This window comes from Caulifigura coniformis (assembly GCF_007745175.1).
In the GTDB taxonomy this organism is placed as follows: domain Bacteria; phylum Planctomycetota; class Planctomycetia; order Planctomycetales; family Planctomycetaceae; genus Caulifigura; species Caulifigura coniformis.
On record NZ_CP036271.1, the window covers coordinates 1,216,866 to 1,238,335 of the forward strand.

Genomic DNA, 21,470 nt, shown 5'->3' on the forward strand with positions numbered 1-21,470 from the left:
GGAGTACAGTACCACCCACACAACGCGCCCTCCTTGCCCCCCTCGGCGTCAAACACCTCCGCACTGTTCCCGATCCCTGCCCGTGCCTGCGCGGCCCGCCGTTTTCTGCGGTCAGCCGGGGCGGGGATGAACAGAAATGAACGAGGCGGACGTGCGGAATGCGCGGCGGCAGGCGGCGTCAGAACCACGTTGCGTCGCCGACTTCGGAATCGCGTCAGTATCGCCGTTTGCGGACGGCTTCGCGCATCTCGCGGTTGGCTGAGTCTTTCTTCAGCTTTTCGCGCTTGTCGTGAAGTTGTCGGCCCTTGCCGACGGCGAGCGTGACCTTCACGAAACCCCGATCGAACTGCACCGACAGCGGGATGAGCGTGAGTCCCTTCTGCTTGGCGGCCTCGGCGAACTTGAGGATCTCCCGCTTCTTCATCAGGAGCTTGCGGGGCCGCTTCCGTTCGTGGTTGAGATAGGACGCCTGGGGATACTCGGCGATATCCGCATTCAGGAGCCAGACTTCGCCGTCTTCAACCCGTCCGAACGCTTCGTCGATGGTGATCTTTCCCGCCCGGATGCTTTTGACTTCGCTGCCCATCAGCGCGATGCCGCACTCGAGTTCCTGCAGGATCTCGAATTCGTGCAGCGCGCGGCGATTCCGGCAGACGAATTTCTTCTCGTCTTTGGCGGCGGTCGATTTGCCGGATTTCGTCGACATCAGGTGGATTGTACGGGCTTGGTTCAGGACGAAAGCGGCACAGACAGAAAATGTCTGTGCCGCCGGAGAGACACCGAGATGGCCGCAGAGGATCGCCTGGATCGGCACGGACGAAACGCCCGTGCCATCGGAATCAGGCGTTCTTGCGGCTGCCCTTCGCGTTCGCCGGGCCTGCGACCTTCTTCAGGACGTACTTCCTCGGCTTCGGCTGGTTCTTCTGGAAGATTTCGTCCTCGATCGCTTTCGACTGCGCGTTGTACTTGGAAACCTGTTCGTCGAGGTTCTCGATCTGCTTCGCCAGTTCCTCGACCTTCTTCTTCAAGGCCTCGTCCGCCGGCGTCGCATCACTTTGCCGCTTCGTGCGGGCGTACGTCTGAAACTTACGCCACCAGTTGCGTTTCATCCGTTCCGGACCATCGATTTCGCCTTCGAACGGGCCTTTATTCCGTTTCGCATTCAGCATCGCCACTTCGAGGGCCTGCTGGTACTGGGGCGTCTTCTCATTCCCCTGCAGCTCGACGCGCCGGCTAAGCGCTTCGGCCGTATACGAGCCGACTTCAACGTCGTCGATTGTCAGCGTATAGCGTCCCGGTTCCAGCCCGGCGATCTGCAGCGATTCCGCTCCCAGCCGGTGGCCCATCTTCGAAAGCTTCACTCCCAGGGCTGCGTTGGCCGGGACCACCCAGGGGAGAGAGTCGGCTGTCCAGGTGAACTCCACCTTCTCCGGGTCGGCGACCAGATCAGACAGGACGCCTCCGGCAGGCTTGCCGGCGCGAAACTGGCCCTTCGGGCCGCGGGTGATCGAGATCGCAGAGACGCGCCGGGACGGAGCGATGTCGTTGATGATCGCAGCGGCCATGATGAGCTGGCCGTCTTCCAGAGGGTGGACGGCGTCCTTGATCATCGTGAATGACGGGTTGGTCTTGCGCTGCTCGGTGGTGATCGCGTTCAGCGGTCCCCACATGTCGACGAAGCCCCAGCCATTCTCCTGGGCGACTTCCCGCAACCACGTGCCGTAGTAAGCGAGGGTGGCGTTGTAGAGGGCCGTGTCCTCGGGGGCACGCGTGTTTTTGGGGCGGGCCCGGTCGGCTCGCGAGTCGAACATGGTGGGCGTAATGAGAATGGGAGTCGCGCCGATGTCGGTGATTCGCTTCAGCAGTTCCGTCATGTCCTGCTGGTAAGTCTTGAAGAGCGCATCGTCATAGGCTTTGACGGAGCCGTCGTTCATACCCAGGAGGACGGTGACATACTTCGGCTTGTAGGCCGCGACATCGCGGTCGAAGCGTGCGAGCGCATCCCAGGCCCGGTCGCCGCCGACGCCGGCGTTGTGGAACTTCAGACGCATCTTTGGAAACCGCGTGTAGAAGTAGTCCTCAACGTACTGCGTGTAGAGAACCTGGTGGGTAATGCTGTCTCCCAGGAAGACGATGCTGTCGCCATCCTGCAGTTCCAGCTTTCCGAGCAGCGGCTTCAGTTCGGGCTTTGCGGCTTCCACGGCCGGCGCCTGGAACGACCAGGCCGGCCGGGCGAACAGACCGAGCGCCAGCAGGGCGAAGGCGATGCGAGCAACGGGTTTCATGAGGGCTCCGAGGAACAGGACTTCGTGACGTCGGGCTGCTCATCCTATTCCGCAGGCGGCTGAATGACAGGCAACGGCCAGGTAGAACAGGTGTCCGTTGTCTCAACCCGCAAGCCGTTGAGGCCCCGGTGCCGCTTGACTCGTTGCTTCCTTTGCCGACAGACGGCTCTGACGGGCGACTCCGGGAGGGCGAAGTTTCGTGCTGACCAGCCTGAGAGCTTCCTCGCGATCCGGATCAAGGGGCTGCCGCCTGCCGAACGAGACCCGCCTCCGCTCGACCGGCAGACTTTGCCGATCTTCGCTCGAAATCGCATTGTGGCGACGCCTTAACTCCTGTCGATATCGAGACCGAGGCCCTGGCGATGCGGATTCGTCTGGAGAGAGAGGCCTGCGCCGGGGTATGGGAGACGGCGTTCAGCGAGGACCGCTGTCAAATTCCCGCGGAAGGATGCCGCGATGCAACGTCGCCAGTTTCTCAGTCAGATGATTTTTGTTGCACCGCTGGCGCTGGGGTGTCGCGGCCGGCAGGTCGCCCATGTTCTGCGCGGCGACCAGGAAGACATGGTTGGCAGCCACGAGGCCGGCGCCGAAACGTGGAAGCCGCTCGTGGCCGAGGCGACCTGCAAGCTGCTCGCGCGGGAGCAGGAGGTCGTCCAGACGTCGTCGGCCGAACAGATCGGAATGTCGGTCGAATCGGGGGACGGGAGCACAGCCAGCATGAAGGCCGTCAGCATTCTCGACGGTCTGCCCAAGAAGCGGGTCTGCTTTGTGGGAGTGGAGAACAAGAGCCAGGAAGAACTGGGCGACTACCGCGAACAGCTGTACGAGCAGATCGACACGATTATCAATGAGTCAAAGACGTTCGGCGTCGTGAACCGGAAATTCGTCGAAGCGGGTCTGCGTCAGGCGGCCCTGCGCCCGGACGACCTCTTCGTGCCGAACAATCGCCGCAACTTCGTCGCCATCATGGAACAGCAGGAGCAGCCATTCGACTACCTGCTGTTCGCACGGGTGACCAGCGGTACAACCGACAACAACGGCGACTACCAGCGCGACTATCTGCTGACGCTCGAACTGGTGAATGTGGCGACTGGCGATTTCGCCAAGGAATCGGCCGAACTGCGGAAGGGCTACCACAAGTCGAAGCTGTCGAAGCTCCGGAACTATGGAGCATAAGGTGACGGTCAACGTCCGGGGGGCCATCCAGACGGCAGGCGTCTTCGCGCAGCGGTGTGGACTTGCCGGCGCGCTGGCGCTGCTGCTGCTCGCGCCGGGGTGCGCCAGTCACGCCGACCGCATTGCAGCGACGCAGGGACACTACTTCCGTGGCGACCTGCCCGCCGCGCGCACCGAGCTTGACCTGTTGCTGAAGAAGCCGAAGCGGGACGCCGATGCTCTGCTCCTCGACCAGGCGATGGTGGAGCTCTCCTCGGGGCGGCCCAAGGAGGCGGAGCGCCTTCTGCGGACGGTTCGCGACCATTTCGATCACCTCGAGCAGAAGGACCTGGCCGAGGGGGCAACGTCGATGCTCACCGACGACACCCGGCTGGCCTACTCTGGCGAGGACCACGAGAAAGTTCTGGTGCGAGCCTTTCTTGCGCTTTCCAATCTGATGGCGGATGGCGGCGACGCGGAGGCGTACTCGCTGCAGGTGAACGCCAAGCAGAAGGAACTGATCGAACGGGCCGGTGGACTGGAAGCCCACCCGGAACTGGCCGCGACGCAGGTTGCCCTCGGGCCCTACCTGCGGGCGATGCTGCAGGAGGAATCGCGGGTGAATGCGGATGAAGTGGTTCGCAACCGTGCGATGGTGGCTTCCTGGCAGCCCGAGTTCAGGGACGCGCAGGTCGACCTCGCCCGGGCGGAAACCACGGCGCCGTGCGCTCCAGGGCATGGCGTGATCTACGTCTTTGCGCTCGTGGGCCGGGGGCCCGCCAAGCAGGAACGCCTCGAGATTCCGACGCAGGCGGCGCTGCTCGTGGCCGACCGGATTGTCAGTGCGGTGGGCAAGCACAACCTTCCGCCGACGATCGCGCCGATCCGGATCCCCGTCGTCGTGCGGCAGAACAACCGGATTGATCGACTTCAGGTGGCCATCGACGACCAGCCAAAGGGGGATACAGCCACGCTCGTCGACGTCGGCATGCTCGCGGAGACTCATTTCCAGGCCAAGGCGCCGGAGATCATCGGAAGGGCCGTTGCTCGGCGCGTCCTGAAGAAGGCCGCGGTTTACGCCGCGAAGGAAGCGACGGGAGCGAATACGGCTCCCGGGATCGATATCGCCCTGACCCTGGCGGGCATTGCGTGGGAAGCCACTGAGGCGCCTGACACGCGCTGCTGGAGTCTACTTCCAGATCGAATTCAGGTGCTGCGGATCGAGGCGCCGGCAGGGGAACACTACATCACGCTGACTCCGGCCGACAGTTACGGGCGGTTTGGCTACTCGGCCTTGTCACGGGTGACCGTGTCTGAAGGCCGAAACACGAGCGTGCTGGTCAACTTCCCGGACTCGCATCTCGTGGGGGAAGTTTTGACGAGCGACTGGTCCGTCCAGCGGCCGGCGATCGAACCAGCAGCGGCCCAGCAGGTGGAACTTCCCTGAGGGCGAACCCTGCGGAAATCGGCTGTGTCGGGGTGAGAGCAGAAAAATGCAGGAAGTCGGCGGTCAGCGGCGCTTGACAGTGATTGCCACCGGCCGGTAGCGTTCGCCTTCCGATGTGACGTCGCCCAAGGGCGGCGTTTCTTCGTCTGTGAGCGGCCAGCCGTTTCACATGCCTGTCGGATTCGTTTGAGAAACGCCTGGCGGTTGGACGATTAATCGGTGTCCCAGGGGGGATTAGCTCAGCTGGGAGAGCGCTTGCATGGCATGCAAGAGGTCAGCGGTTCGAGCCCGCTATCCTCCACTCACGAAAAGCCCGCGTTTCCCTGGGAATCGCGGGCTTTTTCGTTGGACGGCTTCAGTGCCGGAATATCCAGATTCTACAGATTCTGTGCCCAATTGGCACCCATTCTGTGCCAATCTGTGCCAGCGACTTCTCTGAATAATGTCTCCCTCAGCCCGCAAGAAAGCTGGCGACTCGCAAGCCGTGACGAAGAGTTCGGTACAGCAGCAGTTACTGCCATCCTGGCAGTGAGCGATTCTTGCGAGCTTGCTGCCGCTCCCGAAATGCGGAGACAGATCTGCTGATGCGGATGGGCTTTAGGCGCACCCTCGACGGCCGCTTTTTCGAAGGCGCAAAAGTTGCAAAGGCGGCACCTCGCCACGACACAGGGCAGAGGGCGGCACGCCGACTTCGGGAGCGTGCTTTGACTAGGTCTAATCTCGCGGCGGCAAAGGAGGTCCGCAGGAAATCTTGACGGCCCGGATCGTTCAAATGGGGCACGTGCGTCCAGCGATTCGCCAAGCTTTTCCGCGGTCAGGCGACATTCAATTCTCTACGGAGAGGGAGCTTGTGAGCGACTTCCAGCGATACATGCATCTGCAGGCAGGGCGTGCCTATCGAATCGGCGCTGCGTTTGATTCTTTTATCGACACGCAGATCGGGATCGGCGCCGGCACGAGGGAGCGGGCGTCGGCCAGCCATTCCGCCCTTCGGGGCTATCTTCGGGGCCTTGCGCAGGAGAATGAGGGCTTTCCGAGGATCTTGCGGGACACTGACCGGGATTTCCTCGGAGGGTCGTTTGCCCGCCACACGAAAATCTGGCCGCTGAACGATATCGACGTCTATCTGCCGATCGACGGGACTGGGCTCGTGTACTCGCAGGGAGGCTTCCAGGCTCCTTACACCGTTCTGACAGACGAAGTGCTTGATACAAACCCGCTGGCCGTCGACCGTGATCGGTGGTGGGACGGCGGATACCTCTCCTCCGCGAAGCTCATCAACGGCTTCGCCGAAGCACTGCGATCGAACTATCCTGTAACAACGCGCGTGCGGCGTGTGGGCGAAGCAGTGATGGTGACGTTATCGAATGACTTAGGATTCGATGTCGTCCCATGCTTTAGCCTGAAACCGCACGCTGCTTACGAAGACCCGTTCTATCTCATTCCGGACGGGAGTAACGGTTGGATCAAGACCAATCCAAGACTCGATCAGCAACTGTCGGACGAGCTTCATCGGAAGAACAATCGTAGCCTCCGACGCGCCGTAAAGCTGTTCAAGTGGTGGTCGAATGAGTTCGTCGGGGGACGCATCGAGTCCTATTACGCTGAGCTCGCGATCATGCGTGCGTTTGAACTTCAGAACAGGCTCGGAACGACTATCACCTCGGTTTCGGTAGGTACATGCGTTGCGTTCCAAGCAGTGCGTGACGCGGTTCGGGCAGGCGACCTTCCTCCGATTCTGAATGGGTCGCCGGCTGTGGAGTCTGGTGCTCTCACGACGACCGACCTGACCCGCATCAATCAAGCAGTCGCAAACGGCGACCGCGCGATTCGGCACGAGCAAGCGGATCAAATCGAAGAGGCATTCGAGGCGTGGCGAGCCGTTTTTGGGCACGAGTTTCCGACTGCCTAAGCGGGGCGTGGGCAGATTCCAGGGCCAAGCAGACACGCTCCCATCGAGCACTCAATGACTAACGCTATCCCGCGGCGGCAAAACGAACTCGTATATCTGGTTCGAGCCCATCGAGAAGCCGACCGCCAGGCTAAATACACGGCGATTGCGCAGATCACGCTCTCATTCGTCTCAGCCATTCTCGGGCCATCCTTGGCATGGCTCGTATCGCGTAACTATCCCGCATACGGGCCGTCAGCAAAAGCCTGGGCCGGCCTGATCGCCATCGCCACCATTGCAGTCGATGTTGTTTTTCTCGAACCGCGTGTTAAGCGATTTCGCGAGTTGAAGGCGCGCCTCCAGGATCAGTTCGACACAGCAGTTTACGATCTACCATGGAACGGGGTGAAAGCTGGCCGTCCTGTTGATGCTGGCGAAATTACCGCTCTCGCGGATCGCCATAAGGCAGCGTTTCCGGACGACAAGCCGTTTCTGGACTGGTACCCGGCCAGCGTGGGCGAAGTGCCCATGAGCTACGCCCGGCTCCTCTGTCAGAAATCCAGCATGAGGTGGGACTCATCTTTGAGAGATCTGTTTTGCCTGATCTACTCCGTCCTTCTCGCGTTGCTCGTGGGCATCGGCTTCGTGTTCGCCATGGCTGCCCATTACGACATGCAAGCCTTAGTTTTGTCTGTGTTGATGCCAGTGCTTCCCGCCGCTCTGCAGATCTGGCGGGAGCGGCAGAAGAACACCGAGGCAGGCGAGGATATGGATCGTGCGTCTCAGAAGGTGGAGGCGCTTCTTGACGGACTGCTCGCTGGCTCGCTGACGGACGACGAAGCAAAGCATCAGTCAAGGCTTCTTCAGGACGAGCTCTTTGATCGACGACGCCGGGCGCCTTCGATTCCAGAAAGGCTCTACCAGTACAAGCGCGACGAAGACGAAAAGAAGATGAAGGTTGCGGCTCTCGAAAGAGTCAATCAGATGAAACAGAAGCTCGGGCTTCCTACGGGCAATACTGTGAGTGGGAGTTGAGATGGGACTGACCCTGAATCAGATTCGGAGCTTGGCTGCGATTGTCCGGAAAGGAATCGAAGCCAAGGGGGCGGACTTTTTTAAGTGGATCGATCCGCCAAAGATTGAGGGTCAGCGGATTACTCAACCAACGAGCAAAGATGGAGCCCCCGTTGCTCGCGAGCTTTCCTTGGGTGAGGCATTCGCGGTTTTCGATCGAAAGCTGAACACGGTCTATTGTGAGCGCTTCGTCCTTGCGATCTGCACGGCAATCGCTGCGGCGAACGCCGGAAAAGATGTCGCGCTTTTACAATTTCAGAAGGAGCCCCATGCGCCATTCGACGCCACGGGTTGGGTGGTTCTGGCAATCGACGGACATCCTGTTTTTCACATCTCGCCCGCCGACCTTCCGCTTAACACGGTGAACGACGAGGGATTAGTTACGGTCGTCGAAGAGGGAACGGAAACGGCACACAAATACGCTTGGAAGAACACCACCAAAGTTGACGAATTCGGAATGCTGTTGGACATGTTGCTCTGAATCGTTTTGACGTCGTGTCGACCACGCTGCCCCTTACAAGTGTGCGCCAGCGGTGGTGACGGTCAGCGCCCTACGAATACGGATGGAGCACGTGCGTGCGTTCGGAATCGCTCACGCTGACCAACAGACCGTCGGGGAACTCGGCCAAGCCGACAATCACAAGCAAGAATCCGTTGAGTCCATGTGTCGATTTTCGAAAGCATTCCTGAATGCTGCGTTGATCGAGTGGTGATGGGTTCGGCACCGATTCAGGATGAGTATGCCAATCACCGACGAAAACGCGTCCTCGCGTTTGCTGGTCAGCGATCTCGCTCGCCTCGGCAGCTCGATTCGGAACATATGACACCCGAGTGCGACGATCGGATCGTCGCGGCCCGGTTGCCTCGACAATAGTCAGAACCAGGCCCGCTGTGGTGGCGAAGAGCTGTCCTCCCGCTTCGCGGTGATACCAGCGCGTCTGTCGATGGCGATGGAAATGCGCGAGCACCTCTGGTGCGAAGCAGATTGACTGCCCTGAGCTGCCGATCGGGTAACTAAGCATCGGGCTTCTTGCCACATATTGGACAGTCGCTTGCCGTTTCCCAATTCCTCTGCAGTTGTCGACTGCCAAGCACGCTTCCACCAGTCAGCTCTGCCCACTGCTCGGTCCACTGGCCGCCGGTAGCAATGAGGAGTCGTTCGGCGCCTGACCAAACTCGATGTGTTGATCTCTCCGGTGCCTCCAGGAGGCAATCCAGCGCAAATTCGGCGATCGTGGCACAAACATGCGCAAGTTCGATCGGTCCATACGGTTGAAAGTCTGCGCCACAAGCAGGTTCACGTCGGATTGTTGCGCCTTCGGGCCATCGGGCCACGGGAAACAATACTCTGCCATTTCGCGAGAATCCGCACTGGAAACAACCGCCTTCGGGGCGAATTACCACTGCGTGACCCGCGCAGCAATAGGCTTCCGTCCAGCCATACAGAATTGGCACATCGGGTATCTCTTCTGAGTGCCAGGTATTCAGTTGGCATTCAGACGACCAATCGCCCATCGTGCTGACGATTAGATTGCAGTGTGCGAGGGTTCCCGCTGACGCCCTGACCACCCCCTGCCATGACTCCCGCCGCGCCTCGATTTGGCGGATGTGTGGGAATCTCTTCCCGAGTTGTCGTGCGATCGACTCGGCCTTGCTCAGTTCAACGAACTCAGCGCCAAGAACATGGCGTCCAACATTGGACCAGGTCAGGCGTTCGGGGTCCACGAGCAAAAGGCTTCCCACGCCAGCGGACGCAAGGAGTTCTGCGACTTGTCCTCCGACTGAGCCGCATCCCAATACCGCCACGTGTGCCTTTTGGAGCACCATCTGGCGAGAATCCTGATCACGGCCGTGAACCCACGCCGCATCAGCGCGGTCAACAGTCCGTGGAACCACACGGCCATTGAGAGTCCGATTCGCCATCAGGGCCTTTGGAACTTTCCCTTTGCGAAATCCCTTTTCAATCGATTGATTTCCGAATTTAGAAGTGTTGCGAGAGATCGAGACGCCGATGAAGCCAATTCCGCTGGTGGACTCCGCACCGAATATCACGAGAAACTCGCCGCCGTCCGTACCTTGATGGCCGTCGAGCATCTGAAACAAGTCTGTTTTGTTTTGAGCTGCGAGCTCCTTCAACTTGGCAATTGAATCTGGGAACTCTGCTGGAACCGGCGGATTGTTGAGCCATATCAGCCCTGCCCGCTCGATCACCATTTGTTTCTGAGTGATGTCGGGGAACCTTGCCCGCAACCATTGATCTATCCCCTGCGGACTGTCGGCGATGAGAGAAAACTGCTGTCCGCGCCAGACGTGGACCTGGCGACTTGGAGGTCCCGGCACAGCGACGCTGAAGATCGGCCCAGCCTTGTGATCGCAGATGTGATCCCAGTACGAGCGGAACTCGTTCCTGAAATCAGCGTCTCCGCCGTTCGTGATCAATCTTTCAATTAGCTCCGTGGCACGCCCGAGTTCATCCAGGGCCGCTTCTTCGGGCAAAGACGGATCGACCGTCCAGGAGTTGGGACGTAGACAAAGCAGCCCGTCCTTTTCCACATGTGGCCAGGTCAGGAACGGCGGTGCATCATCAAGCGCAATCCGAGAAAACACCCACGGGGCGTTTTCGGGAATGAGCAGTCGCAGGCGACGAGTACGGTCGGAGAATTGAATTCGAAATTCCCAACCCGCGATGAATTTTTCACCGCGATATCGTGCTAATTCGTGCCACTCCAGCTTCCTGCCCGAGATGCCGGCAGCTGCGAAACGCTCGGCGATCCGACGAACCGCCTGATCGGGCGGGAATCCGTCACCCTCAGGCATAACGGCCGCCGCCGGCCTTATTGACTGCCACATGTGCGCCGGTCGCGATGTCGCGCACAAGTCCCGCAGTCAGCACTTGCTCGGCGCCGGCGGAAGAAGCCTTCTCCTTTTTTGGGTTCAAATCGGAGAAGTACGACGTGTCGTAGACGTCGTCCCAACACTTCCTCGCTTTGACCTGGGTGCAGTCGGATTCGAACAGCGGTTCGAGCCACCGGATCGCGTCGGACAACCGATCGCGGAAAAACTTGGCCTTTGAGTCGTCGGTGCCGTTCGTGACGGCCTCATTGGGTGTCACTGGGTTATTGATGACGAGACTACCGTTCAGGCGATCACGAATCGCCTTCATCGTGTCGTACACGGACGAATCTTCGCGGTCAGCGCTCTTCCGATACTGCTCCACGACCAGAATGGTGATTCCGAAACCGCTGAGTGTCTGAGGTTTCCACGAGGATCTGCTCTTCGCGAATTTCTTGATCAGCCTGGTGATCCGCCTGAGCTGGCGGCCATTTACTTCGTCAGGGCTCTGTTTCTGGTTCTCATCGTCGAACCAAGCGGTGACATCGCGAGCATCTGATCGTTTCCACTCGCTCGAAGCCAATTCGTAGTGAATGGACTCCTTTCCGGCCTCTTCAGTACTGACACGCCGATAGACCGGAACATCAACCTGATACCCTGCTCCGTACTGGACGCGAACGCAATTGGTATGGAGTTTCGGCGGCGTCTTGAAGCTGCCGTCATCGAGAGCATCCCGCACCATCTGACGCGCTTCGAGAGCCGTCATCTCCCCTCCACGAGGTCCCTTCAGCTTGTCTTTCTCGAAGTACACCCCGTCATCGATGTCGTAGTCCTTCGCAGCGTCCTGAGTCATGGTCTTCATCGAATAAGACCCCTGACTGTTGAACTCTTTGGGTGCGGGCTTCTCCGCCTTTTCGAGCCCTTTCTTCAACCTGTCACGATTCGCGCCGCGCCGGTCACGCATCTCGTCTTGTTCAGGTTTCGCGAGAGTCACCTTCTCGTCGTGGTAGCCCAAGACGTCCGATGCACAATCAAACATTGCCATCTGGTTCCTCCGGTGAACACCAAACTGGTTGTTGGGCGATTAGAGCATGCCCTGGCCCACGACCGGCGGTCGCGACGACAACAGCGGTTCGCAAGCGACGTGCCGCGCAACAACGGTTTCAACGCATGCGAGACCCATAGAATTGTACGCATTCGACCGGCGGAAGTTCGGTCTACCGCCAGAATGGCACGTGCGGGTGGCCGTAACAGGTAGCAGGAGCTGCCAATTCGGCGTGAGGACGGCAAGCCGAACTCCTTTTTGTGACGAATATTGCTCATCAAGGCGCTGATATTAAGTCGGTTGATAGCACCGTAGATCACTGACCTCATCTGTTGAATGCCGCCTTCCTTCGAGGAGTTCGCTGAGCGCTGGGAATGTGGGTTATCCACATCCCATTCTGCGAAGCTGCTGAGTGTTAAATACTTGTGTTAAATAGGAGTTACGCTGTGGATAGTGGTCATCAAGCAATTGAACTGTCGTCGTTTTTAGAATCGCCCGGTGGGTAAACTGTCGAAACTCGGTGTGTGAAGTGACGAAAAGCGGTGTGTAAACTGTCGAAGACTGGATACGGTGGGTGATCTGACGAAAGCGCCACACTGGTGGGTAAAATGACGAGCGCCGGTGGGTGATCTGACGAATCTTCTTGACTCGGTGGGTGAAATGACGAATGTCGTCACATGACCCAGGAAGTTCGTAGTCGCTCCCCTCTTCTCCCCGACCGTCGCGCCGCGCCGGACTTCTTCTCCTGCGACATTCTGGACGCTGCTCCCAAGGGGGACATGGCCTCGATGGAGCATCCCATCTTCTCGCTCTCCACGAAGCCGGATCATCACACGAGACGCTACGAGCACGGATCGGTGTTCATCGAGATCGCGCCTTCTGCGCACGGACTGGCGACTGTCCATGACCGCGACATCCTGATTTATTGCATTTCGCAGCTGATGGCGTCGCTGAACGACGGCAAGCCCCTCTCCTCGGTAGTGCGGTTCAAGGCTCATGACTTGCTGCGAGCGACGAACCGGGTGACCAGCGGCGAAGGCTACGCCGCCCTAAAATCTGCATTGGAACGGCTTCGTGGGACGCAAATCTCCACGAACATCGTAACGGGCGGCTCCGAGACGTTCGAAGTGTTCGGCCTGATCGAGCGAGCCAAAGTCGTCCGGGAAACGCGCGAAGGCCGGATGCAGGAAGTGGAAATCAAGCTCTCAGACTGGGTGTTCAACGCGATCCAGCATCAGGAAGTGCTGACACTCCATCGCGACTATTTCAGGCTCCGAAAGCCATTGGAACGACGCATGTACGAGCTGGCTCGGAAGCATTGCGGCAAGAAAAACGAGTGGAAGATTTCGCTGCCACTGCTGCAGCACAAATGCGGTTCTTGCTCAACCGAGAAGGAGTTCCGCCGGCTCGTCTCGAACATCGTGGAAGAAGACGGCAAGTTCAGCCACATGCCGGACTATTCGGTGGCGCTCGATGACAGCGACATGGTCATCTTCCGCAGCCGAGGTAGTGTCGCTTCGCCCGAGCTGCCGTTTGAGCAAATCCCGCTTCGTGGCCTCGATCCGGAGGTTTACAACGACGCCAGAATTGTCGCTCCCGGCTGGGACGTGTATCACCTGGAGAGAGAATGGCGTGAGTGGCTCACCGAGACTCCGCGGAACCCGGAGGCAGCGTTTATCGGCTTCTGTAAGAAGCGTTTTGAACGTAACGGGCGGCCGTGACGGCTAGAGCAGATAGCCGTTGGCTTTCAGCCACGGCTCAAGCGCTTCGTCGAGAATGTCGCTGATGCTGTTTGGCTCCGTCCCGCTCAATTGCCGCTCCAGCGAGGCGCGTTTTAAGAGCACGGCAAAATCAGACCGTATTCGGGTGCTGAGCGGGCTGCGTGTCACGGCGGAAGAAGCTGCTGAAGGAGTTTTCGCCGCCGGTTCTGCCTTGGCGACGGACTGCGAAGCATCCTTGAAGACGAAGGCTTTTTCGGCTTCGGTCGGGGTTGCCTTCATTCCTTCAATCAGGCTTCTGCGATCTGCCATAGTGCCCCCCTATGCCCTCGACCGTTTCGCTGCGAATAGGCGACGGGCTGGCTGCTTCCGGCAGGCCTGAGGGAGAAGCTCGCGCAGGAGCGTTTCCACTTCATCCGCGGCTTCCTTGGCTCGCGAGCCAAGATCCCAGACAGTGGCACCCTGCCCCGGCGAATCGGCGTAGATCTGCCGCAAGATCAGTGCCGTGTGCGCCATCGGCAGTCCCAGTGCCGAGGCGGCGTCTTTCATGTCCTGGGTCAGCCGGTAATTCTTTCCGACCATGCTGAGCACGATCTTGGCCTCCGGCTTTCCCTTGCGGATGTCCTGGGCCTGACGAAGTGCCTCTGTCGCCTTCGCTAGAGCCCTCACCTCCAGCATGGATGCTTTGCATGGAACGATCGCGAGATCGGCCCGGAGCAACAATGCACGGCTCGTTTCAGATTGGCTGCCAGGGCCGTCGGCAACGACATAGTCGGTGTCAGCACCCAGCAGCGGCAGCTCGTTTAGGATCATGTCGGGATTGTCGAGACGGATCGCTTTGACATCCGGAGCTGCTTCACGAATCCACTCGGAAGAGGATTGCTGCGTGTCGCAATCGGCCAGCGTGACGCGATGGCCCTGGCGATTCAGCCAGGCGGCGATGTGGACGGCCAGCGTTGACTTGCCTACTCCACCTTTCGAATTCGCGATCACAATAATCATGAGCCGAGGCTGCCACAGTTCTGGCGTGCTGGCAAGCATTATTTCCAGCAGCCTGTCAGGCATGTTTTCTGGCACGGTGGGATTCTGGAGAGCCAGAGAGCCGGCAGTCTGGGCTGCCAGGCTTCTGGAAGTCTGGTGAGCTGGAAATCTTTCATGGATGTATTCATTCGCACTGTCATGCTGGCATTCTGTCATGAAAGAAAGCAGTCACTCCGTCATGCTTTCGGGCTGACCTTCTGACATTCCAGCAATCATGAAAGCACGCAAGCAGTCAGGCTTTCATGAAGGCATTCTTTCCTTCTTTCACCGTGAAAGCGTCCTATGGGCAACCATAGGGGAGACGCCTGCGTAAATTCTGTCTTTCTTGATTCTGTTTTAGTCAGCTGGCTGAGCGAGCGGCATTCGGCCGCGACGAGGCCCTTCAACACCGTCTTGGTGCAACAGTATGGGCAGACAACGCCGTGGCTGATCGGCGGTTTCTTCTCGTTTGCGGACCGGCGAGCGGCCTCAGGCCAGGCATTTGAGAACGAACACTTCACTTGCGGAGCGAAGAGACCCCAAATATCTCGTAGCGGAGCGGTCGCGGCTGGTTCCGTCGGTAGTTGTTGTTCGGTTTTCTGAATTCTGACTGTTATCCGCTCGTTGGCCGAACAAGCGGCCTTCGGGCCGCGGAACGAGGACGAATGACCTTGGGGGCGGTCGTCTCGGTGTCCCATTCTGGGACCGACATTCTTCCGAGGCTTCGGCCGTCCTACTTGAACTTGACTGGCTCGCTTTTCTCTGACATCGCTCAGTCGGAGCGAGGGATTATGTCAGAGTCACAGGATAAAGATGATCGCGTTCTAGAATGGGCGATCTGCCGAGAGCCGCAACGAAGTCAATTGAACCGAGTGGGCTCCGGCTGGATTGGCGGGCAGCTGTCGGCAGGTGAGGTGGCACTCGCGCTCTGGAAGCTCCGCGTCGAATGTGTCATGCATCGGGAGGCTCATCCAGAGCCGAGCACTGGGCCACGTCGCCGTTGGACAGATTCCGCGAAAGCAAGTGAACCGCCGCGTCGGCTGGCTGACGTTGACCTCGATCTCCAGACGCTTGCCGAAGCGATCGTTCTGTATTCCGGCCGAGAGGGGCCGGACGGCGCCGAAGAGCGATGTACACTACTTGAAGACAAATGCATGTTCATCAGGGACAAAGCGAACGGAGTCGATCGCGCATTGTAGGAATCGCTCCGTCCTTCGGTGGCACGCATCGTCGTCTAGGTCGGCGGACGCCGCGTTGCGTGCTGGGCTGGTAAAAGGCGCAGAAACGCAATCGAAGCGTCATGACTCGCGCTCCGCACCGGTCTCTTCGGCATAGCGAATACGGGCGCGGTCGAGCGTGACGTCGAAGTCGCACTGGTGACGATCGCACCAGCGGATCAGATCGGCGAGCAGGTCGCCAAGCGAATCGTCCAGTCCGGAACCTGTCGCTCCACGGAAGACTGCAAGGGCCCGCGCTGCCCCCGCAGCTCGCCGGTCGTTCATGCTCTCAGGATCTGCAGGAAGAGGCGGCCGTGAAGGGGTAGGTTGGCTCAAAGTTCTCGCAGAAAGAGACGCTTGGTGTTTGCTGCCGTCAATCAGGTCAGCAATGCTGACCCAGCCGTCATAGATGTAGGCGGAACGGGCAAAAAGTTGATTCATCGCGCTGACGATCTGGCGAGCGGCCCGTTTGCTCGGAGCTCTGTCATCCCAGTAGGCGAGCGCAGCGATGACTGTGTTGGTTGGGAGGTAGACGATGTCGAATGTGAGATCGGTACCGTCGACGCCGTGACGGTAAGCAAACGGCCGGCGGTGAAGGTGTGGGAAAGTCATGAGCGACTCCTTTCGATAAAAATGGGCGGGCGTCATGCCCGCCCGGTTAGTTGAATCAGTCTTTCTTCTCCGAAGCGATGCGGAGGCTCAGCCGGCCGTCGAGCGGTACGCAGTCGACTTGGACGTTGAAGCCTTTGCCGTCCTTATGAGCCCACGCGGCTCCGATCCGAGTCCAGAACCCCTTTTCTCCGTTCGCACCGTCACGGACGTGGTAGACGATGTGCGTCGGGGCCTTTGAGCTGGCGTTGGAAGTATCAGACATAGTTGGTCTCCTTTTTCGTTGGTTCGCCAGGCTGCACCACGCGGCCTGATGTCACCCGGGCCAGACGACGCCAAAAGCCAAGGTCAACCAGAAAATTGGGGGCGACCTTCAGGGGGAGCCGATTCTGTGGTTGAACGGCTGGCGGAGGCTGTAGGTGACATGAATCAGGCCTGTGGTGTTGCCGACAAAGAATCCAACAGGGAGAACCACCCCAGTCTCTTACCTACGCCAGAGTGTCCGCGACGCCTACATGATGCGTCCGTGGGGCGGCCAAAGGTTCTGGCGGATCGAGTCGGCAGGCCGCGTCAGCCCTATACGGCATGGCCTGGACCGACAGAGTGCCTCACAACCGCGTTGGCAATTCAGCCGACTGCTTCGCATTCCATCCTTCGGAAGAGCAATTAACTTACCGGTGCTGCTGGCGTGCCAACAACAACGTTCGGGCCGTATCCGCTTGCCAGCACTTCTGTGACAGGGCTTGTGTCCGACGATCGCGTTTGCAGTGTTCGCGACCGGGTGCTAGGTGACTGGTGGTCACAAAAAGGCAGTTGCATCAGCCGTTTACGAGAGTAGCGGTGCCGCCGTTCGCCGAGAAGCCAGTTTCACTCGACGTGTCACAATCTAAAAGCTTGCACACAAGTGCCGTAGATGGCAGGGTAGAGAACACTTTCAGCAGGCATGCATGGAATCCGATCTTGTCACACTAAACGAGCTTCTTCAAATCAGGGCTGATCAAGACTTCACAAGTGTCGTCGAGCAACTACGGCGTGCTCGCGAGGTGTTTTACGAGGCCGTAGCATCTCGCTTCGAAGAGCCATTGCAGAAGCATTTGCGATCGCTCGCACAAGACAGTTACGAGGAGAAGAAGACGCTGGCTCGCTGGATCAATGGCGAGCTTCGAAACCTTGGTCTTGCGGTCAAGTGCCCAAAGACTGGCTTGGATTCAATGCTCTGCGTCAGCCGAGACCGCGCCACGTCAACTGGAGCATTTCGTCTACGCCCGTTCGTTGACAATACTCGCCGCACGGTCAGTAGCGTTGAACTGTTTCCGATGCACCTTACTCCTCACTTTGAGAGAATTGAACCGTTTGCAGACAAGTGGCGCTCTAATCTGCGCGACGAGGACGGACAAGGCGAACGCTCCCGTTGATCGGGCTATCTGTCGGCGAGTTGGCTGGCGAACCACCGGATGAACTCCAGGGCTGACGAAGGAAGCAGCAGTGAGTTCTCGACGGCGTTGCTGGCTGGGGGATTCGAGGAGCTATTGCCGGCCTCTGACGCACGGCTCAGAGCATTCAGAAGGTGCGATTCAACAACCTTAAGTATCTTCTCCATTCCCTTTGGTTCGTCGTCATTGCTGCTGTAGAACGCCAAGGTTGTCAGAAACTTGTTGTGTTCCCGGACGGCCGCCTGCATTTTCTCAGCGTCTAGGGCTCGGTCGGCAGCGTCATACATGCGTTGCCAGATGTGTGAAATCGCCTCATCGGCAAACATCATCCCGCTCAAAAAGGCGAGGCTGGCATGAAAACGAATGTCGTGGGTAATAAACTCAGATTTAACCTCGGGGCTGATTGGCTCATTCTTTCGCTGGGCACAGGACTCGGCCAGAATTTGCATCTTTGTGCAAAGCTCTGTCGGCACGAGAAGCCTTCCTGCTAGCTACTGCCAATGTTTGATGTCGAATGAGCGGCCTTGGCGGCGTTCAGTGCCCTGGGCCTCGTTTGGCCTACCGGGCTAGCGGCCTGTTGGCCGTCGGCGTTGCGTCGTCAGCAAGCATCAGGAGCCAGGGGCGCATTCAATTGTGCCAAACTGTGCCAAGTTGAGACATGTCGCCCACGGCGAGAAATGATTGACCTTTCTCGCGTTTCGTGATGCATAACGTGACAGCATGTTACGCATCACCGCATCCAGTCATTCCAGCGTTGCGAAGAACTATTTCACTGCGAAGGCAGCGGACTACTTCATCGATGGACAGGAACAGGAGCTGGCCGGCATCTGGCAGGGAAAGGGAGCGGCTTTGCTGGGCCTCTCTGGCACGATCAGTCAAAAGGATTGGCACGCTCTCTGTGACAATATCAATCCGCAGACGGGCAAGACGCTGACGGCACGCCAGAAGCAGGAACGCCGTGTTGGATATGACTTCACCTTCAGCGTCCCCAAAAGTGTGAGCGTCGTCTATGGCCTCACCGGCGATGAACGTCTTCTCGACGCGTTTCGCGCATCAGTCCGCGAGACGATGGAAGAGATAGAGGCCGAGGTCGAAACTCGCGTTCGCAAAAGCGGTAAGGACGAGAATCGTGTGACGGGCAACGCGATCTGGGGCGAGCACACGCATTTCACCTCGCGACCGGTTGACGGAGTTCCCGATCCCCATCTCCACAGCCACTGCTTTGTGCTGAATGCGTCGTATGACGACCAGGAAAAACGCTGGAAAGCGATTCAGATAGGCGATCAGAAGGCTGACGCGCCGTACTTCGAGGCAAGATTTCTGGCCCGACTCGGACAGAAGCTCCGCAGTCTCGGGCTCGACACGGAACGAACCGCCAAAGGGTGGGAGCTACAGGGCTTTTCATTGGCGACCGTTAAGAAGTTCTCCCGTCGAACCGAAGAGATTGAGTCACTCGCCAAAGCAAAGGGGATCGAAGATCCCGATGTGAAAGGCGAGCTTGGAGCGAAGACACGCAGTCGTAAGGCGAAGAATCTGACTCTCGATCAGCTGCGAAGCGACTGGGCGTCGCGACTCACAAGCGGCGAGCGTGATTCCATCTCGATGCTTGTGAAGACGATTGGCGGGGCAGCGATCAGCGAAGATCGTGGTGCCGCGCGCGATGTCGTTGTGAACGCTGCCGACCATCTGTTCGAAAGAAAATCGACGGTCTCAGAGCGGACGCTCCTTGCGGAAGCGTGGAAGCGGTCGGCCGGAAAGGCGTCGATCGAGGCAGTCGAGGATCAGTACCGACGGCAGGGTTTCCTCTCCGCGACATGTGACAAGAAGACGATGGTCACGACCCGGGAAGTGCTCGCCCAGGAGCAGGCGATGCTCACATTTGCACGGGATGGCCGAGGAGCCTGCAGATCGCTTGGCCGCGAGCCGTACGAGTTCCGTCACCCGGATCTGTCGGCCGGTCAGCGAAACGCCGTTGAACATGTGCTCCGGTCGCGCGATCGCGTGATGCTGATTCGAGGAGCGGCCGGCGTCGGCAAGACAACGATGATGCAGGAAGCGAGGGACGCGCTCGAATTAAGCGGCCATCGCGTATTCGCCTTTGCGCCGCCAGCGAAGGCGAGTCGTGGTGTGTTGCGAGAGAAGGGATTCGAGAATGCCGACACCGTCGCGAAGCTTTTGGCGGACGAAAAGCTGCAGGAGCAAGTCCGTGGGCAGGTGATCTGGATCGATGAGGCCGGGCTAGTCGGCACTCGGACAATGGTCAGAATCTTCCAACTGGCCGAGCAACTGAATGCTCGCCTGATTCTGTCAGGCGATCGCTTCCAGCATGGCAGTGTGGAAGCCGGATCACCCCTTCGCCTCTTGGAAACTGAGGCCGGATTGGTACCGGCAACGATCACTGAGATCCAGCGACAGAAGCATGAAGAGTACATGCGTGCGATCGAGGCGTTGAGCGAAGGCCGCTCCGCAGACGGCTTCAAAGCGCTGAATGATCTCGGATGGATCAGGGAGGTTCCGACCGACGAGCGGTATCGGAAGCTCGCTGCGGAGTACCTGGCTACTGTTGCTGGTGGTGAAACCGCCCTCGTTGTTTCGCCGACGCACCGAGAGGGTGACAAAGTCACTCGCGAGATCCGGGAAGGCCTGAAAACATCCGGCCAACTCGGTGAGGAGCACGAGCTTCCCATTCTGGTCTGTGCCAATCTGACAGAAGCGGAGCGGAGAGATTCCGCCAACTACGTGTCGACCGACGTTTTGCTCTTTCATCAAAACGCGAAGGGGTTTCGCAAAGGCCAGCAAGTGCTCTTCGACGCGGAGCACCTGCCGATGGCCGAGGCCGCACGATTTCAGGTGTATCGTCAGCGGGTTCTGAAGGTCGCGGTAGGCGAGACCCTTCGGATCACGAAGAACGGGAAGTCTCTGGAAGGAAAGAACATCAATAACGGCGATCTCGTGAAGGTTCGCAGCTTCAATGATGCCGGTGACCTGGTGACGGACAAAGGGACGATTTCTAAGAGTTGGCAGCATGTTGCTTACGGCTACTGCCTTACCTCGATGGCTTCGCAAGGAACCGACGTTCATCGCGTATTCGTCGCGCAAGGATGGGATTCGATCGCCGCCAGCTCGCGTGAGCAGTTCTATGTCTCAGCGTCGCGGGGCATCCGGTCGGCAGTCTTCTACACCGACAACAAGTCCGAACTGATGGAGGCGGTCAAGAAAACCGATGTGCGACTCAGTGCGACCGAACTTCTTCTGAAGGGACAGGGACGTCCACCGGTACCAAGCCCGAGTCGGACCGAAGGACGTCAACGCGAAGCGGAGAGGGCATATGGCTGAGTCGAGCGTTCTTGAAAGACTGCTCTCGTCAGAGACGCGAGGCCCGGCCACACCGCCGAAGTCTGACGAGGTTGTTGACGACTATGTTGCCTTCGGCTGGCTCCGCGGCGTCAAGGAACGAGCGATCTCACTCGAACTGCGTCGCAGGAATGGTAATGTGACCGCGATTGGCTATGCGTGGCTACAGAAAGTCGAATGGAATCCATCGACAGGTATTACCCTGTGGTTCGGCAACGAGAAGTTCACGATTCAAGGGCAAAACCTTAACGCTGAGGTGAGGGAGGACGTCCGACTATTCGACGGCCTGATACGGCACAAGGTGCCTTGGGTGCAGGAGTCTTCAACGAACAGTCAATTCGAAAGCGACGGGCGAAGCGTGCGAATCGAATCGATCACGCCCTGAATTCT

19 protein-coding genes and 1 tRNA gene are annotated in these 21,470 nt (G+C 58.9%); 10 read left to right on the forward strand and 10 right to left on the reverse strand.

The window, feature by feature from the left end; genetic code table 11:
• Positions 1–214 precede the first annotated feature (214 nt).
• Together smpB and Pan44_RS04855 are read right to left on the reverse strand one after the other, a co-directional pair.
• Positions 215–706, reverse strand: a complete 492-nt coding sequence (gene smpB / locus Pan44_RS04850; protein WP_145027811.1) for an SsrA-binding protein SmpB — start codon at positions 704–706, stop codon at positions 215–217.
• 133 nt (positions 707–839) lie between these two features.
• Positions 840–2,285 (reverse strand): SGNH/GDSL hydrolase family protein, encoded by a 1,446-nt coding sequence (locus tag Pan44_RS04855; protein ID WP_145027813.1) that lies wholly within the window; start codon positions 2,283–2,285, stop codon positions 840–842.
• A 456-nt stretch (positions 2,286–2,741) separates the two neighbouring features.
• Between Pan44_RS04855 and Pan44_RS04860 the strand changes: the two genes are divergently transcribed.
• From Pan44_RS04860 to Pan44_RS04885, 6 genes are all read left to right on the forward strand, one after another.
• Positions 2,742–3,461, forward strand: a complete 720-nt coding sequence (locus Pan44_RS04860; RefSeq protein WP_145027815.1) for a penicillin-binding protein activator LpoB — start codon at positions 2,742–2,744, stop codon at positions 3,459–3,461.
• Complete coding sequence (locus Pan44_RS04865) at positions 3,451–4,887, forward strand: hypothetical protein (RefSeq protein ID WP_197453855.1); 1,437 nt, start codon at positions 3,451–3,453, stop codon at positions 4,885–4,887. The genes Pan44_RS04860 and Pan44_RS04865 overlap by 11 nt, the downstream gene beginning before the upstream one ends.
• Positions 4,888–5,115: 228 nt before the next feature.
• Positions 5,116–5,188: transfer RNA gene (locus tag Pan44_RS04870), tRNA-Ala, on the forward strand.
• 549 nt (positions 5,189–5,737) lie between these two features.
• Entirely contained in the window at positions 5,738–6,799 is a 1,062-nt protein-coding gene (locus Pan44_RS04875) for a nucleotidyltransferase (RefSeq protein WP_145027817.1), read from the forward strand.
• A gap of 54 nt (positions 6,800–6,853) precedes the next feature.
• Complete coding sequence (locus Pan44_RS04880; protein ID WP_145027819.1) at positions 6,854–7,813, forward strand: S-4TM family putative pore-forming effector; 960 nt, start codon at positions 6,854–6,856, stop codon at positions 7,811–7,813.
• 1 nt (position 7,814) lies between these two features.
• Positions 7,815–8,333, forward strand: a complete 519-nt coding sequence (locus Pan44_RS04885; RefSeq protein WP_145027821.1) for a hypothetical protein — start codon at positions 7,815–7,817, stop codon at positions 8,331–8,333.
• 70 nt (positions 8,334–8,403) lie between these two features.
• Here Pan44_RS04885 and Pan44_RS28195 read toward each other — a convergent pair whose 3' ends face one another.
• Genes Pan44_RS28195 through Pan44_RS04900 form a run of 3 tightly spaced genes read right to left on the reverse strand, consistent with a single transcriptional unit; the run spans position 8,404 to position 11,729 of the window.
• Positions 8,404–8,874: a Mov34/MPN/PAD-1 family protein gene (locus tag Pan44_RS28195; RefSeq protein WP_145034914.1), complete on the reverse strand. Its 471-nt coding sequence runs from the start codon at positions 8,872–8,874 to the stop codon at positions 8,404–8,406.
• Positions 8,867–10,669 carry a ThiF family adenylyltransferase gene (locus Pan44_RS04895; protein ID WP_197453857.1) on the reverse strand — a complete coding sequence of 601 codons (1,803 nt, stop codon included), beginning with the start codon at positions 10,667–10,669 and terminating at the stop codon, positions 8,867–8,869. Before Pan44_RS04895 ends, Pan44_RS28195 begins: the two co-directional genes overlap by 8 nt.
• Positions 10,662–11,729, reverse strand: a complete 1,068-nt coding sequence (locus tag Pan44_RS04900) for a cyclic GMP-AMP synthase DncV-like nucleotidyltransferase (protein ID WP_197453858.1) — start codon at positions 11,727–11,729, stop codon at positions 10,662–10,664. The genes Pan44_RS04895 and Pan44_RS04900 overlap by 8 nt, the downstream gene beginning before the upstream one ends.
• Before the next feature lie 677 nt (positions 11,730–12,406).
• Here Pan44_RS04900 and Pan44_RS04905 point away from each other — a divergent pair.
• Positions 12,407–13,450: a replication initiator protein A gene (locus tag Pan44_RS04905; RefSeq protein ID WP_145027825.1), complete on the forward strand. Its 1,044-nt coding sequence runs from the start codon at positions 12,407–12,409 to the stop codon at positions 13,448–13,450.
• 3 nt (positions 13,451–13,453) lie between these two features.
• Here the strand turns inward: Pan44_RS04905 and Pan44_RS04910 are convergent, their stop codons facing one another.
• The 4 genes from Pan44_RS04910 to Pan44_RS04925 all read right to left on the reverse strand — a co-directional run bounded on the left by Pan44_RS04910 (position 13,454) and on the right by Pan44_RS04925 (position 16,558).
• Positions 13,454–13,759 carry a hypothetical protein gene (locus Pan44_RS04910; protein ID WP_145027827.1) on the reverse strand — a complete coding sequence of 102 codons (306 nt, stop codon included), beginning with the start codon at positions 13,757–13,759 and terminating at the stop codon, positions 13,454–13,456.
• A 9-nt stretch (positions 13,760–13,768) separates the two neighbouring features.
• Positions 13,769–14,644: a ParA family protein gene (locus Pan44_RS04915; protein WP_197453859.1), complete on the reverse strand. Its 876-nt coding sequence runs from the start codon at positions 14,642–14,644 to the stop codon at positions 13,769–13,771.
• Between the two features lie 1,121 nt (positions 14,645–15,765).
• A complete protein-coding gene (locus tag Pan44_RS04920) occupies positions 15,766–16,296 on the reverse strand; it encodes a hypothetical protein (protein ID WP_145027830.1) in 531 nt (176 codons plus the stop codon).
• A 55-nt stretch (positions 16,297–16,351) separates the two neighbouring features.
• Positions 16,352–16,558 (reverse strand): hypothetical protein, encoded by a 207-nt coding sequence (locus Pan44_RS04925; protein ID WP_145027832.1) that lies wholly within the window; start codon positions 16,556–16,558, stop codon positions 16,352–16,354.
• A 682-nt stretch (positions 16,559–17,240) separates the two neighbouring features.
• Between Pan44_RS04925 and Pan44_RS04930 the strand changes: the two genes are divergently transcribed.
• A complete protein-coding gene (locus tag Pan44_RS04930; protein ID WP_145027834.1) occupies positions 17,241–17,708 on the forward strand; it encodes a hypothetical protein in 468 nt (155 codons plus the stop codon).
• Positions 17,709–17,713: 5 nt separating this feature from the next.
• On the opposite strand, the gene Pan44_RS04935 is transcribed toward Pan44_RS04930, so the two are convergent.
• Positions 17,714–18,199, reverse strand: coding sequence for an FCD domain-containing protein (locus tag Pan44_RS04935; RefSeq protein ID WP_145027836.1), 486 nt, complete (start codon positions 18,197–18,199; stop codon positions 17,714–17,716).
• A 247-nt stretch (positions 18,200–18,446) separates the two neighbouring features.
• Here Pan44_RS04935 and mobF point away from each other — a divergent pair, with 247 nt between their 5' ends.
• Positions 18,447–21,062 (forward strand): MobF family relaxase, encoded by a 2,616-nt coding sequence (gene mobF / locus Pan44_RS04940; protein ID WP_145027838.1) that lies wholly within the window; start codon positions 18,447–18,449, stop codon positions 21,060–21,062.
• On the forward strand, positions 21,055–21,465 hold the full coding sequence (locus tag Pan44_RS04945; RefSeq protein WP_145027840.1) for a hypothetical protein: 411 nt from the start codon (positions 21,055–21,057) through the stop codon (positions 21,463–21,465). The genes mobF and Pan44_RS04945 overlap by 8 nt, the downstream gene beginning before the upstream one ends.
• The last annotated feature ends 5 nt before the right edge of the window (positions 21,466–21,470 follow it).

Coding starts and splice junctions, on each gene's coding strand:
- smpB (WP_145027811.1), bottom strand. CDS start 706: ATGTCGACGAAATCCGGCAAATCGACCGCCGCCAAAGACGAGAAGAAA.
- Pan44_RS04855 (WP_145027813.1), bottom strand. CDS start 2,285: ATGAAACCCGTTGCTCGCATCGCCTTCGCCCTGCTGGCGCTCGGTCTG.
- Pan44_RS04860 (WP_145027815.1), top strand. CDS start 2,742: ATGCAACGTCGCCAGTTTCTCAGTCAGATGATTTTTGTTGCACCGCTG.
- Pan44_RS04865 (WP_197453855.1), top strand. CDS start 3,451: ATGGAGCATAAGGTGACGGTCAACGTCCGGGGGGCCATCCAGACGGCA.
- Pan44_RS04880 (WP_145027819.1), top strand. CDS start 6,854: ATGACTAACGCTATCCCGCGGCGGCAAAACGAACTCGTATATCTGGTT.
- Pan44_RS04885 (WP_145027821.1), top strand. CDS start 7,815: ATGGGACTGACCCTGAATCAGATTCGGAGCTTGGCTGCGATTGTCCGG.
- Pan44_RS28195 (WP_145034914.1), bottom strand. CDS start 8,874: ATGCTTAGTTACCCGATCGGCAGCTCAGGGCAGTCAATCTGCTTCGCA.
- Pan44_RS04895 (WP_197453857.1), bottom strand. CDS start 10,669: ATGCCTGAGGGTGACGGATTCCCGCCCGATCAGGCGGTTCGTCGGATC.
- Pan44_RS04900 (WP_197453858.1), bottom strand. CDS start 11,729: ATGGCAATGTTTGATTGTGCATCGGACGTCTTGGGCTACCACGACGAG.
- Pan44_RS04905 (WP_145027825.1), top strand. CDS start 12,407: ATGACCCAGGAAGTTCGTAGTCGCTCCCCTCTTCTCCCCGACCGTCGC.
- Pan44_RS04910 (WP_145027827.1), bottom strand. CDS start 13,759: ATGGCAGATCGCAGAAGCCTGATTGAAGGAATGAAGGCAACCCCGACC.
- Pan44_RS04915 (WP_197453859.1), bottom strand. CDS start 14,644: ATGACAGAATGCCAGCATGACAGTGCGAATGAATACATCCATGAAAGA.
- Pan44_RS04920 (WP_145027830.1), bottom strand. CDS start 16,296: ATGACTTTCCCACACCTTCACCGCCGGCCGTTTGCTTACCGTCACGGC.
- Pan44_RS04925 (WP_145027832.1), bottom strand. CDS start 16,558: ATGTCTGATACTTCCAACGCCAGCTCAAAGGCCCCGACGCACATCGTC.
- Pan44_RS04930 (WP_145027834.1), top strand. CDS start 17,241: ATGGAATCCGATCTTGTCACACTAAACGAGCTTCTTCAAATCAGGGCT.
- mobF (WP_145027838.1), top strand. CDS start 18,447: ATGTTACGCATCACCGCATCCAGTCATTCCAGCGTTGCGAAGAACTAT.
- Pan44_RS04945 (WP_145027840.1), top strand. CDS start 21,055: ATGGCTGAGTCGAGCGTTCTTGAAAGACTGCTCTCGTCAGAGACGCGA.